Source organism: Mesorhizobium sp. M0159 (assembly GCF_040322295.1).
Taxonomy (GTDB): domain Bacteria; phylum Pseudomonadota; class Alphaproteobacteria; order Rhizobiales; family Rhizobiaceae; genus Mesorhizobium.
In genome coordinates this window covers 223,110-239,300 of record NZ_JAMYTF010000004.1, presented here as the reverse complement: position 1 = coordinate 239,300, position 16,191 = coordinate 223,110, and the positions used below count along the sequence as shown (strand labels likewise).

The window sequence follows — 16,191 nt, the reverse complement described above, 5'->3', positions numbered from 1 at the left end:
GGCGAACATACTCTTCCGCATTCCAGTCTCAATGATGATTCCAAAAATAATCAATGTTTGCATAACAGAATAAATCCATGTTGCACAAATATCACTTCATATTTTCTTCACATTTACCGCCGGAACAAACGAGACACTGTCACAATTGTACAAAAATATACTTATGCCATTAGCCGGCAAACCTATCGGAATCCGACATACATTCCTTCTACATGTTATTTTTTTGGAATAGACTTCTAGAGTTGGCAGCGAGATCAAGCCGACTTCGCCATCGCTGCGTTCTGTGCGGCAAGAACGACTTCCGCCACCAGATCCCGTTTGAGCATTTCAATGGGAATACGTCCGGCGAGGCCGGGCGCGGGGCCGATCAGCCACGACCAGGCATGCCGTGGATCGGGCATCGCGGATAACACTTCCTTGATACCCGGCGCCGGCCTGCCGTCGATGAACTGGGCCAGGGGAAATACATGTTTGCGGCCACCGGAGCGCAACGCAACGACCGTGCCGCTCCGCTGCCAGCGATGCAGGGTCGAGCGCGATATGCCGAGATTTTGCTGCAGGAACGTCGACCCGGCGACCCGACCGGCCCAGTCCTCGACCCGCATCGAGTCGAGGTCGCCCGTTCCGGCCAGGCGTTGGATGTCTGCCCCTTGGCCTTCGTGCGGCGTCGACAGATGCGTCCGGGCACGGCGTTCCGCAGCTTCGGCTGCCAATATCCGCACGAAACGCGACGCCATGCCGGGTAATCTTTCCTGCATGGTGTCGATCGCACTGATGTCGGTCGGCGCAAGCAAAGCGACGGCGGCGGCAACGGCGCCGGCGACCCTGCCCGCTGCAACGACCGCATCGGTGTTCGTCACCTTGCCTTGCCGCGCCAGCACGCGCTCGATCTCAACAGCGACGGCGTTTGCAAACTCGATCTGACGGATGGGGTCGATGCGATTCCAAGTCCCGGTCATGTCCTGATCTGGCTGTTTGCCTGCCGGTTCCGGTTTGCTCGGAAGCGGGTCTTTCACACAGCCTATAGGCAGGGTGTATGACGGAGAGACGACAAACGGGAACCACGCACGGTCGCAGTATCGGCAGGAGTTCCATTCGGTCTACTGGCCGATTTTGCATGAAATATCGGAAATTTCTTTGAACCCGCTCAGGATTTCCCGTCGCGCCGGTACCAATAAGGAACGGGTCGACCGACGTGGTCGACGCATAGCCTCCCGGAATGATTCGGCGGCTGTTCAAGATGCAAGTCGACCGATCGGGCACCCCGGCGACCTCTCGGCCTGGAGCAACATTCCAGCTGTCATTGAGATACTGCCGATCATCGCGCTTTATGCGGTCTTCAGCGGCCCGCTTGGCGAAGAGCCGGGATGGCGCGGCTTTGCGACACCGCGCCTGCTAGCCAAGCATTCGGCGCTGGCCGGAAGCCTGATCCTCGGCGCGATCTGGGCGATCTGGCATTTTCCGCTCGGCCTGGTCGGCGATCTCAGCGTCTATAGCACAGTCAACGTTGTGCTGGCGGCAGTGGTATTTACCTGGCTCTATCAGAACACCGGTAGCGTGCTTCTCGCCATTCTGATGCATGTCACCCATCAGAACAGCGTACGCTTCCTGGGCGTTCATCGACGCCGACCATGTGCAGCAGCAATGGATCGGTGTTGCGATCTGGGCGGTGGCTGCGGTCGCCATCGTTGCCGTCTACGGCATCGAGAGCTTCGCCCGCGGGTCGGCAACGCAGCTTGCTGGCGCTGTTTAATCACGGCGCCTCTCACGCAGAACATCTTGCCGACGGCGTGTCGCTGGCACTTGGGCAATCCTGAGGCGGCCAACAGGCCGCTCTGCGGATCGCCCAAACAGGCTCAGTGCGGAAATTCGAGCCCCATTTCACGGTAGCGCTCGGGATCGTCGCCCCAGTTCTCGCGCACCTTGACGAACAGGAAGAGGTGCACCTTCTGCTCGAGTATGCCTGCGATTTCCATGCGCGCGGCCTGGCCGATGGCGCGGATCGTCTCGCCCTTATGGCCGAGCACGATCTTCTTCTGGCTGTCACGCTCGACATAGATTGTCTGGTCGATGCGCACCGAGCCGTCCTTCTTCTCTTCCCATTTCTCGGTCTCGATGTGGGAGGAATAAGGCAGTTCCTGATGCAGCCTGAGATAGAGCTTTTCGCGGGTGATCTCGGCCGCGAGCTGGCGCATCGGCAGGTCAGAGATCTGGTCCTCCGGATAGTACCAGGGGCCGGCCGGCAAGGTCTCGGCGAGATAGTCGAGCAGGTCCTTGCAGCCGGACCCGGTCAGCGCCGAAACCATGAAGGTGCGCTTGAACGGCACCCTTTCGTTGGCTGCCGCCGACAATGCCAGCAACGTCTCGTGCTTGACCCGATCGACCTTGTTGAGGATCAACACCATCGGCTGCCGGACATCCTTCAGCCGCTCGAGGATGGCGTCGGCATCGCCCCGGATGCCGCGCTCGGCATCGATCAAGAGCAGCACGATATCGGCGTCCTTGGCACCGCCCCACGCTGTGGTCACCATCGCGGTGTCCAGCCGGCGCCTCGGCTTGAATATGCCCGGCGTGTCGACGAAGACGATCTGCGCGTTGTTGTGGGTGGCAATGCCGCGCACGATAGCGCGCGTGGTCTGCACCTTGTGCGTCACGATCGACACCTTGGCGCCGACCAATTGGTTGACCAGCGTCGATTTCCCCGCATTGGGCGCGCCGATCAGCGCGACGAAGCCGGAGCGGGTAGCGGGAGCTTCTGTTGCCGGAGCTTCGGTGGCGGTCATGCGGCACTCCCTTGATCGAGCCAGACGCCCTCCCGCTGCAGAAGTGCCGCGGCTGCAGTCTGCTCTGCCTCGCGCTTGGAGCGCCCGCTGCCGGTCGCCGGCGGATAGGCGCCGACCTTGACACTGACGGTGAACAGCGGATCGTGGTCCGGTCCCTCGCGGCTGTCGATTATGTAAACCGGCACTGCGCCTGCCGCCTGATGCGCCCATTCCTGGAGTTCGGTTTTCGCATCGCGACGGGCGGCGTCAATGGCTTGCGAGCGCGGCTGCCAGTATTTGTGGATGAAGGCACGGGCCGCTTCCAACCCTCCGTCGAGATAGAGCACGGCGATCAGCGATTCCAATGCATCGGCGCGCAGATTGACGCGCTTGCGCCCGTCGAGGCCGCGTACGTCCGAACCGGCGCGAATAAGTTCCGGCAGGCCGATCTCCTCGGCAATTTCCGCCAGGGCTTCAGCGTTGACCAGAGCGTTCAATCTCAGCGACAGCTCACCCTCGGCGGCGTCGGGAAATGCCGCCAGCAGCATATCGGCAACGACAAGGCCGAGAACGCGGTCGCCCAGGAATTCGAAACGTTCGTAGTCGATGCCGGCGTGACTGCCGCGAGCGCTGGCATGGGTCAGCGCCCGCTGCAGGCGCTGATGGTCGCCAAAACTGTGGCCGGTGCGCTCCCTGAGCGCCTCGGCGAGCGCATCGGCGGTCAGCCGTTTCGTCGCCGCCATGGCTCTAATTGACGAAATGGAACAGGCGCGAGGCGCGCATCAGTGACGGCCATTTCCAGATTTCGAGCGGGCTGGCGCTGCCGCCGATCGAGAAGAAAATGAGGTTGGCGCGGCCGACCAAATTCTCGTCCGGCACGAAGCCGACGGTGAAGCGGCTGTCCGACGAGTTGTCGCGATTGTCGCCCATCATGAAATAGTGACCGGGCGGCACCTTGAACTCTTTGGTATTGTCGCCGATCGAAGCCTGCGTCAGGTCGAGCGTGTCGTAGCTGACGCCGTTCGGCAGCGTCTCGCGATAGACATCGACCGGCCGGATCTCCTCGGTGATGTCGCGGTTGTCGATCTGCCCGACCTTGACGCGCGGCACGCCCACGTCGTTGATGAAGAGCTGGCCATCCTTGACCTGGATCTTGTCGCCCGGCAGGCCGACGACGCGCTTGATATAATCGACAGAAGGATCCGGCGGAAACTTGAACACCACCACGTCGCCGCGCTTCGGCTCTGAGCCCCAGATGCGGCCCGAAAAGATGTTCGGCCCGAACGGCAGTGAATAGCGGGAGAAGCCGTAGGACCACTTGGTGACGAAGAGATAGTCGCCTTCGAGCAAAGTCGGCCGCATCGACCCGGACGGGATCGAGAACGGCTGGAACAGGAGCGTGCGGATGACCAGCGCAAGCAGCAGGGCCTGGACTATGACGCTGACGGTTTCGCCAAGTCCGCCGGATTTCTTCTGGGTTTTTTCAGCCACGCTCATGTCGTCCTCGATTGTGCGTTGGATGGTATAGAGTCTCGGCGCGCGCTGGGCAACGTCATGCCGGTGGTCAGATGCAATCAATGTGGCGCTTCTTCGACCGGCAACGCTTCAATGATCACAAAGGCTTGAGCGAGCGGAAAATCATCGGTGATGGTGAGGTGGATCACCGCGCGGTGCCCTTCAGGCAGAATTTCGTCCAGCCGCGCTGCCGCCCCATTGGTCAGCGCCATGGTCGGCTTGCCGCTGGCCAGGTTGACGACCCCCATGTCGCGCCAGAACACACCCTGCGCCAGACCGGTACCCAATGCCTTGGCGCAGGCTTCCTTGGCAGCGAAACGCTTGGCGTAGGAGGCCGCACGCGCCGCGCGGTTTTCGGAGCGCGCCTGTTCGATCTCGGTGTAGATGCGCTGGATGAAGCGCTGGCCATGGCGTTCCAGCGACTTCTCGATGCGTCTGATGTCGATGAGGTCGCTGCCGATACCGATAATCATTCGGCAGGAACTTCCGGCCCGGTTTTTCCAGCCTTTGCCGCTCTTTCGGCCAGCCGCTTGCGGCGCTGCTCGTGGAAAGTGACCATGCCCCAGCGGGTGATGCCGTAAAACAGCAGGCCGAAAACCAGGCCGAGCGGTATTGCGCCGATCGTCATCGGCTTCAGCACCGGTCCCCACAATTGCGCAAAGGAAAGATTATGCAGCATGTCGCCGAGATGCGCGGGCGGGCCATGCGCCGGCAGGTGTTCATGCAGGATCAGCTTGCCGACCTCCCAGGAGGCGGCCCATAGCAGCGGAAAGGTCAGGGGGTTGCCGAAGACCGTGCCGAGTGCTGCCGCGACAAGATTGCCGGCGATCAGCCAGCACAGGATGGCAGCAATGATGAAGTGAAAGCCAAGCGGGAAAAACGACGCGAATACGCCCGCCGCAACACCGGCGGCCACGGCATGCGGCGTGGCCCTAAGCCGCAGGATGCGCTTGGAAAAATACCGCAGCGAGCGCGAGAACGAGCGGCGCGGCCACAAATAAGTACGCACCCGCTCGAAAAAACCATCAGGCTTGCGCCGTCGAAAAAGCACTCTGTTCCTGTTCCTAGTTCCGTCAATAGCTTCACGCCGGCTTCTCCAGCCGGGCGCGACAGCCCTATGCTGCGCTCTGCGGTCGCCGAAAAGCAACTACGACTTTGATATAGCGATGCGCTGGCCGAAGAACAACGAGGCCGAGGCATCCGCTCGGTGGCCGGTCGCGCCAGCCTTGGGTATCGCCGTTCTGAACAGGGTTATGATCGCGGCGAATTTAAGGAGCGTCGCTTAGGATCGATATTCGCTGACCTCGACGAGGTTGCCGTCCGGGTCACGAAAATAGACCGACATTATCGCGCCACGAGCGCCGGCACGCTCGACCGGGCCGACCTCTATCACCACACCATTGGCGGCGAGGTTGGCACATATCTCGGCGAGCGGCCGGGCAGCAATCAAGCAGAAATCTCCGGAGCCCGGCGTCGGCGCCTTGGCCTTCGGCTCGAAGGTACGCCCGACCTCATGCACATTGATCTTTTGCGTTCCAAACAGCAGCGCCGTTGGTCGATCCGGCTCGTCGAGGCGCTCGAAGCCAAGCACGCGCTGATAGAAGGCGCAGGTATCGTCCACCGAACGAACTGTCAGCACGAAATGATCGATGCCGGCAATCACGGCAGCGTCTCAGTCATATATTGCGGCTGCCCGGCTTGATCGCCGGTATGGCGGCGAGCTCGGGCGGCAGCATGTCGGCTGGATAGGCCGGAACTTCATATTCGGCGAGCGCGATCAGCGGCACGCCGACATCGGTCTTGCCGGCCGAGCGGTCGATGATGCATGCGGCGGCAACGACTTCGGCGCCAAGGCCGCGCAGGCAGTCGATGGTCTCGCGGATCGACAGGCCGGTGGTGACGATGTCCTCGACAATGACGACGCGCGATCCCTTGGCGATCTCGAAGCGGCGCAGCCTGAATTCGCCCCCTTCCCGCTCGACCCAGATCGCCGGCGCACCAAGATGGCGCGAGGTCTCATAGGCCGGGATCAGCCCGCCGATCGCCGGGCCGACGACGTAGTCGATCCTGCCGGGCACGCCAGTGCGGATCTTTTCGGCGAGCGCCTTGCACAAGCGCTCGGTCTTGTCGGCATGCATGAAAACGCGCGCCTTCTGCAGGAAGACCGGGCTGCGCAGGCCCGACGTCAGGATGAAATGCCCTTCGAGAACGGCGCCGGCCTCGCGGAAAATGCCCAGCACTTCATCGGTGTTCATCGTTCACTCCATGTCCATGGTGAATGGTGAATGGTAGTAGGGTAGTGAGAGCACCCTCTTTCACTATTCACTATTCACTATTCACTATTCACCCATTCACGCGCCTTGCATCGCTGACGCTCGAATTGTCCTTTAGCTGCGACAGCAGCCGGTTCAAGTGCTTGAGGTCCCACACTTCAAGATCGATCAGCATTTCGGTGAAATCGGGCGCGGTGCGCACCATCGACAGAGTGTGGATGTTGGCGTCGTTGGATGCGACGACCTGTGCAATGTCGGCCAGCGAACCCGGCGCGTTGATGGCGGTGACCGAGACGCGCGCCGGGAACCGCTCCTTGGTGCGCTCGTCAATATCCCAGCGCACGTCGATCCAGCGCTCGGGCTGGTCGTCAAAGGCCTGCAGCGCCGGCGACTGGATCGGATAGATGGTGATACCGGTTCCCGGCTGCACGATGCCGACGATGCGATCGCCTGGCACTGCCCCCTCCGGCGCGAAGCGCACCGGCAGATCGCCGCGCACGCCGCGGATCGGCACCGCATCGTCTCGCGGCTGGTTCTTGTCCTTGCGTGCGGCGCGGCCCGGAATCTGGAACAGCATGCCGGCGGCGTTGCGGATCTTCGACCAGCCCTCCTCGCGCTGCTTGGGCGCGACCAGCGTGACACGCTCGTCCTTGTAGTCGGGAAACACCGCCTTCATGACATCGGTGGAGGCAAGTTCGCCTCGGCCGACCGCGGCCAGTACATCCTCGATGTCCTTGCGCGCCAGCCGGTGCAGCACCGGCTTCAGGCTTTCTTTGGTGAAGGTCTTGCCAGAGCGTTCGAAGGCGCGCTCCAGAATGCGGATACCGAGACCCGAATATTGCTTGCGAATGGCGTTCTTGGTGGCGCGGCGGATGGCCGAGCGTGCCTTGCCGGTAACGACCACCGATTCCCACGCCGCCGGCGGGACCTGCGCCTTCGAGCGGATGATCTCGACCTCGTCGCCGTTCTTCAGCTCCGTCATCAGCGGCATGATGCGGCCATTGACCTTGGCGCCGACGCAAGTGTCGCCGACGTCGGTGTGGACGGCATAGGCAAAGTCGATCGGCGTGGCGCCGCGCGGCAGCGCGATCAGCATGCCCTTCGGCGTGAAGCAGAATACCTGGTCCTGAAACAGTTCCAGCTTGGTGTTTTCGAGGAAGTCCTCGGGATTGTCGCCTTCGGCAAGCTGCTCGATGGTGCGCCGCAGCCAGGCATAGGCATTGGTTTCCTTCGAGATCGCATGGGCGGCACCATTCATCTTGCCACCGGTATCCTTATAGATCGAATGAGCCGCGACGCCGTATTCGGCGATCTTGTTCATTTGATAGGTGCGGATCTGCAATTCGACGCGCTGGCGCGACGGGCCGACGATGGTGGTGTGGATCGAGCGGTAGTCGTTCTGCTTCGGCGTCGAGATGTAATCCTTGAAGCGGCCGGGCACCATCGACCAGGTGGTGTGGATGGCGCCGAGCGCGCGGTAACAGTCCTCGACCGTCTCGACAACGACGCGGAAGCCGAAAATGTCGGACAGCTGCTCGAACGACAGCGCCTTGGCCTCCATCTTGCGGAATACCGACCACGGCTTCTTCTGCCGGCTCTTGACCTCGGCCTTGATCGAATATTTGTCGAACAGCGTGGAGAGCGCCTTCTCGATCTCCGACAGCACGCCCTTGTTGCGCTCGAAGATTTCGGCCAGCCGTGCGGTGACGGCGCGGTAGGCTTCCGGATTGATGAAGCGGAAGGCAATCTCCTCCAGCTCCTCGCGCATGCCTTGCATGCCCATGCGACCAGCCAGCGGCGCGTAGATGTCCATCGTCTCTTCGGCGATGCGCAGGCGCTTGGCTTCCGGCACATGGTCGAGCGTGCGCATATTGTGCAGGCGGTCGGCGAGCTTGACCAGAAGCACGCGCACGTCTTCCGAGATCGCCAGCAACAGCTTGCGCAGGTTCTCCGCCTGCTCGGCCTTCTTCGAGACGAGGTCGAGCTTCTTCAGCTTGGTCAGGCCCTCGACCAGCTTGCCCATTTCCGGGCCGAACAATTCGTCGATCTCGGCCCTGGTCGCCGTGGTGTCCTCGATCGTGTCGTGCAGCAAGGCAACGGCGATCGTCGCCTCGTCCATGTGCATTTCGGTGAGGATGGCGGCGACTTCGAGCGGATGCGAGAAATACGGGTCGCCGGAGGCGCGTTTCTGGTGGCCATGCTTCTGCATGGCGTAAACATAGGCCTTGTTGAGCAGCGCCTCGTTGACGTCAGGCTTGTAGCGCTGCACGCGCTCGACAAGCTCATACTGACGCATCATGGCCGGGATCTCGCAATGCTGAAATGAATCATGCGCCGCACTGGCGTACGGCGCATGTCATAGATAGCCACGAAACTGCCGACGCGAAAGTGTCGGCAGTTGTCGCTAAGATCAATAATCGTCGCTTTTTTCCGGCGGCACCAGGCCTTCGATGCCGGCCAACAGGTCTTCTTCGGTCATGCGATCGAAGGTGACGTTGTCCTCGGCGTCGTCGGCATCGGTGGCTGCAACGGCGCTGCCGGTCTGGTCGGCAATCGCCTCGCCATCGGCTTCCGGCTCATCGACCTCGACATGCTTCTGCAGCGAATGGATGAGATCTTCCTTGAGGTCGTCCGGCGACAGCGTCTCTTCGGCGATTTCGCGGAGCGCAACGACCGGGTTCTTGTCGTTGTCGCGCGGTACGGTGATCTGCGCGCCCTGGCTGATCTGACGGGCGCGGTGGCCGGCCAAGAGCACCAGCTCGAAGCGGTTGTCGACCTTGTCGATGCAATCTTCAACGGTTACGCGGGCCATGAGTTGCCCCTTTCATGCCTGGATTTGATGGAAAACAGGCGCGGTCCATAACCTGAACGCTGCCAAAATACAAGCTTTTATGGCGGTGCGCAGCTCTGACGCGGGCCGCCTGCGACGACACAGCGCCGATCACAATTGCTTGCGGTGCGGCATGGTGCCTTGGATTGCCGTAAAACTGGCGTTATCTCGAACGATGAAGGCCAACAGGTCTATTATCAGACCGGCCGATAGTCGCCACGCATTTAGACGACCGCTTATTTCGAAAAAGGACATTTTCCATGTTCGATCCTCGTGAAAAAATCGCTCTCTTTATCGACGGTGCCAATCTCTACGCCACCTCGCGCGCGCTGGGCTTTGACATCGATTACCGCAAACTTCTGGCGAGCTTCCAGAAACGCGGCTATCTGCTGCGCGCTTATTACTACACCGCGCTGGTCGAGGATCAGGAATACTCCTCGATACGGCCGCTGATCGACTGGCTCGACTATAACGGCTTCAAGGTGGTGACCAAACCGGCCAAGGAATTCACCGACTCGACCGGCCGGCGCAAGATTAAGGGCAATATGGATATCGAGCTGACCGTCGATGCGCTCGAGCTTGCCGATGTCGTCGACCATTATGTCATCTTTTCGGGCGACGGCGATTTCCGCACGCTGGTCGAGGCGCTGCAGCGGCGCGGGCGCAAGGTGTCGATCGTCTCGACCATGGCTTCGCAGCCGCCGATGATCTCCGACGATCTGCGCCGCCAGGCCGACCATTTCATCGACTTGATGACGCTTAAGAATGAAGTCGGCCGCGATCCGTCGGAGCGGCCGGTGCGCCGGCCCGAACCGGCCGAAGTCGACGAGGAAGACTATTGACGGTCGTTGCCTTGACCGCGCCCCTGGTCGTCTCCCCCGAACCCGATCGCGATTGCCCGCTCTGCCCGCGGTTGCACGACTTCATCGCCGAGTGGCGACGGCGCGAGCCGTCCTGGTTCAACGCGCCGGTGCCGACCTTTTTGCCGCCGGAAGGCGAGGATGCAGTGCGTCTGCTGATCGTCGGGCTGGCGCCTGGACTGCGCGGGGCGAACCGGACGGGGCGCCCCTTCACCGGCGATTTTGCCGGCGACCTGCTCTACAACACGCTGATCGCGCACGGCTTTGCGCGCGGCGAATTCAAAGCGCGACCGGATGACGGGCTGGAGCTTGTCGGTACGGCGATCACCAATGCGGTGCGCTGCGTGCCGCCGGAGAACAAGCCGGTTGGCGCCGAGATAGCGACCTGCCGGACGTTCCTGGTGCCGACGATCGCGCGATTTCCAAATCTGCGCTCTGTGCTGGCACTTGGCTCGATCGCGCACCAGTCGACCGTGCGGGCGCTCGGCCAACGCGTTGCCGCCTATCCGTTCCGGCATGGTGGGCAGCGGCAGGCCAATGGCATCACGCTGTTTTCCAGCTATCATTGCTCGCGCTACAACACCAATACCGGCGTGTTGACGGAAGCGATGTTCGTCAACGTCTTCAGTCAGATAGAAGCTTTTCTGAAGACATAGAGTCGGACGACGCCCGCCAGGGCACGAGCCCTAGATTCGGGCGATCGCGAACAACCAGGCCAGGAGATCCAGCAACCACAGAAATAGTGCAAGCTGCAGTGCGACGCGCAGGCGTTGGATGATCCGCCAATTGCTGGCCATGTCGGATTTGATGCGCAGCGCAAGCACTCGGTGCATCCCGTCCAGGGTTGCGGGAGGGTGCTGATCGACGAAGTCCTGGAGCAGCTTCTCTGGATCGAAACGGAACGTATAGTTATAATACGGCCACACCATAATCGCGACCAGCAGCCCGATAAGAAAAAGCAATGTCAGCGCCAGCCAGTCCCAAGGCCCCACGCCATCCAGGAGCGCCCTGCCTCCGAGGAGAGAACTCGCGAACGCGGTTGCGAAGATCAGATTGCCGGCGCGCGTATTGAGACTTTCAACCACGCCCTGCTGGTGCTGGAGGCCACGCACCGCCTCCGCATAGACAAATGCCAGGCGGGGGTCGCCGCCGTCCGTCGCAGCAGGCGGGGCGTTGCTGTCATTGGTTGATGAAGGGCGCTCCGGCATCAAATGTACTTAGCACGGCGCCGCCTGCGATATGAATAGCCACATGGGGAACGCTTCGTCGCTTTGTCTTCGTGCCATCGAGGGTGTTTCGGTGGACGGGAATAGCATCAATCCGACGCTGTCGCTTCAGGCGCTGCGGCAAACAATGCGGCCAGCGTCGCAGGTCCGCCCTGGAGAACATTCAGGTCGACGTCGCCGCTGATGCCGTCGACGCGGCCCCGGTTGTGATACTGCCAGTAGATCCAGTTGTCATGGCCCGGCCGCAGCGCCAGCGAACGCAGCCAGCGCGGGCGGCTGGCTAGCTGCCCCGCATAGGCTTGCGCCGCCTCGTCGGTCACATAGAGGATCGCCGTCTTGCCGAACGCCGCCTCGACCGGGCCGAGGAAGGCGGAGAGTTCGGCGCTCAGCTGTTCGGGAGTTGGCCGCTGCGGGCAATTGCCGCCGAACTCGATGTCTACCACCGGCGGCAGCAAAGGCTGATCGTGCGGCACCACCGAGATGAAGTTGCGTGCCTGATCCGCACCCGGTCTGCAGAAGGTGAAGAAATGATAGGCACCGACGGCAAGAGCGGCGGCGCGGGCCGCGCGCAAATTGGCGGCGAAGGCATCGTCGACATGATCGCCGCCTTCCGTCGCCTTGATCACGGCGAAGGCGACATCGTCGGCGGCAACACGCCGCCAGTCGATCTGCCGCTGATGATGGGAGACGTCGATGCCCCTGACCGGATATTTGCCGCGGTCCGGAGAAAACGTCTGGAAGTAGGTATAGCCGCCGGCCAGAACGAGGCCCGCCACGAGCAGACCGGCCGCGCCCCATAAGACGATCCGGTTTTTCAAACGAGACCTATCCCTTTTGGTCCGCCCTGCCCGCCGCTACGGCTCCGGGCGTTCGTCGCTCGAAAAGCCAAATCGCTGGCTTTTCCTCCGCTTCGCGGACCGCTCCTCACCCTCTCTCCTTCAGCAGCCGGCCCTTCTCGCGCGACCAGTCGCGCTGCTTTTCGGTCTCGCGCTTGTCGTGCAGCTTCTTGCCGCGGCCAACGGCGAGCAGCAGCTTGGCACGGCCTTGGTCATTGAAGTAGATCTTCAGCGGCACCAGCGTCATGCCTTCGCGGTCGACGCTTTGCGCCAGCTTGGCCATCTCGCGCTTGTTGAGCAGCAGTTTGCGGCGGCGGCGCGGCTCATGGTTGAAGCGGTTGGCCTGCAGATACTCCGGCAAATAGGAGTTGATCAGCCAGATCTCGCCGCCCTCGACCGAGGCGTAGCTGTCCTGGATATTGGCCTGGCCCTGGCGCAGCGATTTCACTTCCGTACCGGTCAGCACCAGGCCGGCCTCGATCGTGTCGAGCACCTCATAGGAAAACCGCGCCTTGCGGTTTTCCGCAACGGTCTTGTTGTTGGGATCGGCTTTTCTGACTTGATTCATGATGCGGAGAGGTGGCGCCTCATCCTTAGTTTATCAAGCCGGCGTGCTTCATCGCCGCGTCGATCTTCTCGGCGGTCGACGGCTCGACCGTCATTAGCGGCGAGCGCAGCAGATTCTCGACCTTGCCCAGTTTCGACAGCGCATATTTCGCGCCGGAAACGCCGGGCTCCATGAAAATCGCCTTGTGCAGCGGCAACAGACGGTCCTGCAGGTCGAGCGCCTTGGCGCTGTCGCCGGAAAGCGTTGCCTCCTGGAATTCAGCGCAAAGCCTGGGTGCGACATTTGCCGTCACCGAAATACAGCCGACGCCGCCATGCGCGTTGAAGCCGAGCGCCGAGGCGTCTTCGCCGGAGAGCTGGATGAAATCCTTGCCGCAGGTGGCGCGCTGCTCCGAAACCCGCTCGACCTTGCCGGTGGCATCCTTGACGCCGACGATGTTCTTGAAGTCGTGCACCAATTGCCCCATTGTCTCCGGGCTCATGTCGACCACCGAGCGCGGTGGAATGTTGTAGATGATGATCGGCAGGCTGGTCGCCTTGGCGACGGCGGCGAAATGCGCATAGAGGCCGCGCTGCGTCGGTCTGTTGTAATAAGGCGTGACGACAAGGGCCGCGTCGGCGCCCGCCTTCTCGGCATACTGGACCAGGCCGACCGCCTCGTCGGTGTTGTTGGAGCCGGCGCCGGCGACGACCGGAACCCGGCCCTTGGCGACCTCGATGCAAACCTTGACGACTTGGCGGTGCTCGTCATGCGACAGCGTCGGCGACTCGCCGGTGGTGCCGACCGGGACCACGCCCGTCGTGCCTTCGGCGATCTGCCAGGCGATGAACGCGCGAAAGGCTTTCTCGTCGAAACGGCCGCTCTTTTCGAACGGTGTGACGAGCGCGGTCAGCGAGCCTCTTAGCATGTCGTCCAACTCCTTGGGACTAGCGCATGACCCCGAAAATCGCAGTCGATTTCGGAAAGGATCATGCGCCAAATTTAAATTGCTACAGCGTCCCTTGCGCGTCTGAGAAGACGCGCGGCGCTGTAGGTGTTTGTCGTGCGCGCCTTCTAGCCGAAAGCGAAGCGGCGCACCATAGTCTCGACATTGTTGCGCGGCAAGCATTGCGCCAGCAATTGCAATTCGAACGACCTCGATAAGGTTTTCTTTACGGGCCCTTCATCACATACGAATAGACTGCAGTTCATCTGTGCCCGTGGTAGCATCGAAGAATAGGAAATGACCAAATCCATGCCGACCAGGCGGCTTCATCTTTTCGCGCTTCTCGGCGCGATCGTTGTGCTGATCCCCGGCGCGGCGATCGGCGGCAGCGTCGATGGGCAGGTCACGTCGGCGATCCCGATGACGGAGCCGCAGAACGATGCACTGCAGCAGTCCCCTTCGCCATCCGCCAGCGTCGCGGCGCTGAAGAGCGGTCTCGATGCGCTGGCGGCAAACGACATTCAGCGCGCGCGCCAAGTGCGCGAAACGCTGCCGGCCAAATCGCTCGATCGGCACATCCTTGCCTGGGCGATTGCGCTCTATGGCGGCGACCAGGTGCCGAGCGGCGAAATCGCCGATGCCGCGAAGATGCTGCCGAACTGGCCGGGCACGATGGCCTTGCGCAAGAACAGCGAGCGCGCGCTCTATCGCGAGAACCCCGCGCCACAGGTCGTGGTGCGGGCGTTCGACGGCAGCCAGCCGCTGACCTTCGAGGGCGTGGTGATCCTTGCCCGCTCCTATGTAGCGCTGGGCGATACGAAGGCGGCGCGCTCGGTGCTGTCGCCATTCTGGCGCACCGAAAAGCTCGAAGCCACGGACGAGGCGGCGGTCATCCGCGAGTTCGGCGCGCTGATCCCGGCCGCCGACCATCGCTTCCGCATGGAGCGCATGTTTTATGCCGATCGGGTCGCTTCGGCGCTGCGCGTCGCCGGTCTCGCCGGCGCCCAGCAATTGGCCGATGCCTGGGCGGCAGTCACCAAAGGCGACAAGAACGCGGCCAAGCTGCTGAAGGCGGTGCCGGCAGCGCAGCGGGCGGCCGGCTATCTGTTTGCCGAAGCCGAATATCTGCGCAAGCAACAGAAATTTTCCGATGCCGCCGCGCTGGTGCTGAAGGCGCCGGGCGACCGCGACGCTCAGGTCGATCCGGACGCCTGGTGGGTCGAACGCCGGGTGCTGTCGCGCGAGCTGGTCGACCAGGGCGACATGAAGACCGCCTACAGAATAGTCGCCGCGCATGCCGCCGAAAGTCCCGCCAATGCTGCCGAGGCGGAATTCCATGCAGGCTGGTACGCGCTGCGCGGCCTCAACGACCCGAGCACCGCCGCCAAGCATTTTGCGCAAATCGCGGAGCTCGCCCAAGGGCCGATGTCGCTGTCGCGCGCCTATTACTGGCTCGGCCGTGCCGCCGAGGTCGGCGGTCCCGGCAGTGCCAAGGATTATTTCAGCCGCGCCGCCAGCTACGGCACGACCTTTTACGGCCAGCTCGCCGGCGAGCGCGTCGGCCGGCAGACCCTCAACATCGTCTACCCCCAGCCAAGTGCCGCCGACCGCCGGAATTTTGCCACCCGCGAGGCGGTCAGCGCCATCGAGCGGCTGCAGCAGGCAGGCTATGACCGCTATGCCGAAACCCTCTACCGCGACCTTGCCGGGCAGTTGAGCAGCCCCGGCGAACTGGCGCTGCTTGCGATGCTGGCGGAAAGACAAGGCAACCATTTCATGGCGCTGAAGGTCGGCAAGATCGCCGGCGCACGTGGCATCGACGTCGGCGCGCTGTCGCATCCGCTCGGCGTCATTCCCGACACCGCCAACATTTCCGGCTCGGGCAAGGCGCTGGCCTATGCGATTGCCCGCCAGGAAAGCGAGTTCAACATCGGCGCCGTCTCCAGCGCCGGCGCACGCGGGCTGCTGCAACTGATGCCGGGCACGGCCAAGCAATTGGCGAAGAAGGCCGGCATGACATTTTCTCAGGCCCGGCTGACCACCGATGCCGGCTACAATGCGACGCTGGGCGCTGCCTTTCTCGGCGAGCAGCTCGGCCGCTTCGACGGCTCCTACGTGCTGACCTTCGCCGGCTACAATGCCGGCCCCACCCGCGCCGCCCAGTGGGTGGCGAAATACGGCGACCCGCGCGGCAAGGACGTCGACGCCGTCGTCGACTGGATCGAGCGGATTCCCTATACGGAAACAAGAAGTTACGTCCAGCGCGTGATGGAGAACTACGAGGTCTACAAGATGCGCATTTCCGGCAAATACGACATTGTCGGGGATCTGTCGAACGGCCGAGGTTAGCCTTTCCTTCTCCCCTTGTGGGAGAAGGTGGCCGAGCCACGCTCGGT

The 16,191-nt window shown here is 62.3% G+C and carries 18 protein-coding genes; 4 read left to right on the top strand and 14 right to left on the bottom strand.

The features are described 5' to 3' along the window. Positions 1 to 254 precede the first annotated feature (254 nt). Positions 255 to 959, bottom strand: coding sequence for an antitoxin Xre/MbcA/ParS-like domain-containing protein (locus NKJ32_RS06300; protein WP_352827070.1), 705 nt, complete (start codon positions 957 to 959; stop codon positions 255 to 257). Between the two features lie 178 nt (positions 960 to 1,137). Here NKJ32_RS06300 and NKJ32_RS06295 point away from each other — a divergent pair, with 178 nt between their 5' ends. Further along, positions 1,138 to 1,890, top strand: coding sequence for a CPBP family intramembrane glutamic endopeptidase (locus NKJ32_RS06295; protein ID WP_352827068.1), 753 nt, complete (start codon positions 1,138 to 1,140; stop codon positions 1,888 to 1,890). Here NKJ32_RS06295 and era read toward each other — a convergent pair. The 9 genes from era to rpoZ form a co-directional block, all read right to left on the bottom strand. Then, the gene (gene era / locus NKJ32_RS06290; RefSeq protein ID WP_352592019.1) at positions 1,857 to 2,783 is read right to left on the bottom strand and encodes a GTPase Era; all 927 of its coding nucleotides are present in this window, start codon (positions 2,781 to 2,783) and stop codon (positions 1,857 to 1,859) included. The two genes, NKJ32_RS06295 and era, sit on opposite strands and share 34 nt — an antisense overlap. Further along, positions 2,780 to 3,505: a ribonuclease III gene (gene rnc / locus NKJ32_RS06285; protein WP_352785840.1), complete on the bottom strand. Its 726-nt coding sequence runs from the start codon at positions 3,503 to 3,505 to the stop codon at positions 2,780 to 2,782. The genes era and rnc overlap by 4 nt, the downstream gene beginning before the upstream one ends. A gap of 4 nt (positions 3,506 to 3,509) precedes the next feature. Beyond that, positions 3,510 to 4,259 (bottom strand): signal peptidase I, encoded by a 750-nt coding sequence (gene lepB, locus NKJ32_RS06280; protein ID WP_352785837.1) that lies wholly within the window; start codon positions 4,257 to 4,259, stop codon positions 3,510 to 3,512. 77 nt (positions 4,260 to 4,336) lie between these two features. Continuing rightward, positions 4,337 to 4,750 carry a holo-ACP synthase gene (gene acpS, locus NKJ32_RS06275; RefSeq protein WP_023719885.1) on the bottom strand — a complete coding sequence of 138 codons (414 nt, stop codon included), beginning with the start codon at positions 4,748 to 4,750 and terminating at the stop codon, positions 4,337 to 4,339. Continuing rightward, the gene (locus NKJ32_RS06270) at positions 4,747 to 5,328 is read right to left on the bottom strand and encodes a DUF2062 domain-containing protein (protein ID WP_023677769.1); all 582 of its coding nucleotides are present in this window, start codon (positions 5,326 to 5,328) and stop codon (positions 4,747 to 4,749) included. The genes acpS and NKJ32_RS06270 overlap by 4 nt, the downstream gene beginning before the upstream one ends. Before the next feature lie 231 nt (positions 5,329 to 5,559). Next, positions 5,560 to 5,940, bottom strand: a complete 381-nt coding sequence (locus NKJ32_RS06265; RefSeq protein ID WP_352592010.1) for a VOC family protein — start codon at positions 5,938 to 5,940, stop codon at positions 5,560 to 5,562. 13 nt (positions 5,941 to 5,953) lie between these two features. Continuing rightward, complete coding sequence (pyrE, locus tag NKJ32_RS06260; protein ID WP_352449004.1) at positions 5,954 to 6,532, bottom strand: orotate phosphoribosyltransferase; 579 nt, start codon at positions 6,530 to 6,532, stop codon at positions 5,954 to 5,956. Positions 6,533 to 6,620: 88 nt separating this feature from the next. Beyond that, complete coding sequence (locus NKJ32_RS06255) at positions 6,621 to 8,849, bottom strand: RelA/SpoT family protein (RefSeq protein WP_023677772.1); 2,229 nt, start codon at positions 8,847 to 8,849, stop codon at positions 6,621 to 6,623. Between the two features lie 111 nt (positions 8,850 to 8,960). Further along, positions 8,961 to 9,362 carry a DNA-directed RNA polymerase subunit omega gene (gene rpoZ / locus NKJ32_RS06250; protein ID WP_023677773.1) on the bottom strand — a complete coding sequence of 134 codons (402 nt, stop codon included), beginning with the start codon at positions 9,360 to 9,362 and terminating at the stop codon, positions 8,961 to 8,963. A 278-nt stretch (positions 9,363 to 9,640) separates the two neighbouring features. Here rpoZ and NKJ32_RS06245 point away from each other — a divergent pair, with 278 nt between their 5' ends. Both NKJ32_RS06245 and NKJ32_RS06240 read left to right on the top strand, forming a co-directional pair. Beyond that, complete coding sequence (locus NKJ32_RS06245) at positions 9,641 to 10,222, top strand: LabA-like NYN domain-containing protein (RefSeq protein WP_023677774.1); 582 nt, start codon at positions 9,641 to 9,643, stop codon at positions 10,220 to 10,222. Next, complete coding sequence (locus NKJ32_RS06240) at positions 10,219 to 10,896, top strand: uracil-DNA glycosylase (RefSeq protein WP_352824961.1); 678 nt, start codon at positions 10,219 to 10,221, stop codon at positions 10,894 to 10,896. The genes NKJ32_RS06245 and NKJ32_RS06240 overlap by 4 nt, the downstream gene beginning before the upstream one ends. 30 nt (positions 10,897 to 10,926) lie before the next feature. Here the strand turns inward: NKJ32_RS06240 and NKJ32_RS06235 are convergent, their stop codons facing one another. The 4 genes from NKJ32_RS06235 to dapA all read right to left on the bottom strand — a co-directional run bounded on the left by NKJ32_RS06235 (position 10,927) and on the right by dapA (position 13,777). Further along, positions 10,927 to 11,448 (bottom strand): hypothetical protein, encoded by a 522-nt coding sequence (locus tag NKJ32_RS06235; RefSeq protein ID WP_352785828.1) that lies wholly within the window; start codon positions 11,446 to 11,448, stop codon positions 10,927 to 10,929. Positions 11,449 to 11,555: 107 nt separating this feature from the next. After that, complete coding sequence (locus NKJ32_RS06230; protein ID WP_352827066.1) at positions 11,556 to 12,284, bottom strand: GH25 family lysozyme; 729 nt, start codon at positions 12,282 to 12,284, stop codon at positions 11,556 to 11,558. Between the two features lie 106 nt (positions 12,285 to 12,390). Continuing rightward, a complete protein-coding gene (gene smpB, locus NKJ32_RS06225; RefSeq protein WP_023768487.1) occupies positions 12,391 to 12,870 on the bottom strand; it encodes an SsrA-binding protein SmpB in 480 nt (159 codons plus the stop codon). A 25-nt stretch (positions 12,871 to 12,895) separates the two neighbouring features. After that, on the bottom strand, positions 12,896 to 13,777 hold the full coding sequence (gene dapA, locus NKJ32_RS06220) for a 4-hydroxy-tetrahydrodipicolinate synthase (RefSeq protein ID WP_352785824.1): 882 nt from the start codon (positions 13,775 to 13,777) through the stop codon (positions 12,896 to 12,898). Between the two features lie 327 nt (positions 13,778 to 14,104). Here dapA and NKJ32_RS06215 point away from each other — a divergent pair, with 327 nt between their 5' ends. Further along, positions 14,105 to 16,144: a lytic transglycosylase domain-containing protein gene (locus tag NKJ32_RS06215; RefSeq protein ID WP_352827133.1), complete on the top strand. Its 2,040-nt coding sequence runs from the start codon at positions 14,105 to 14,107 to the stop codon at positions 16,142 to 16,144. The last annotated feature ends 47 nt before the right edge of the window (positions 16,145 to 16,191 follow it).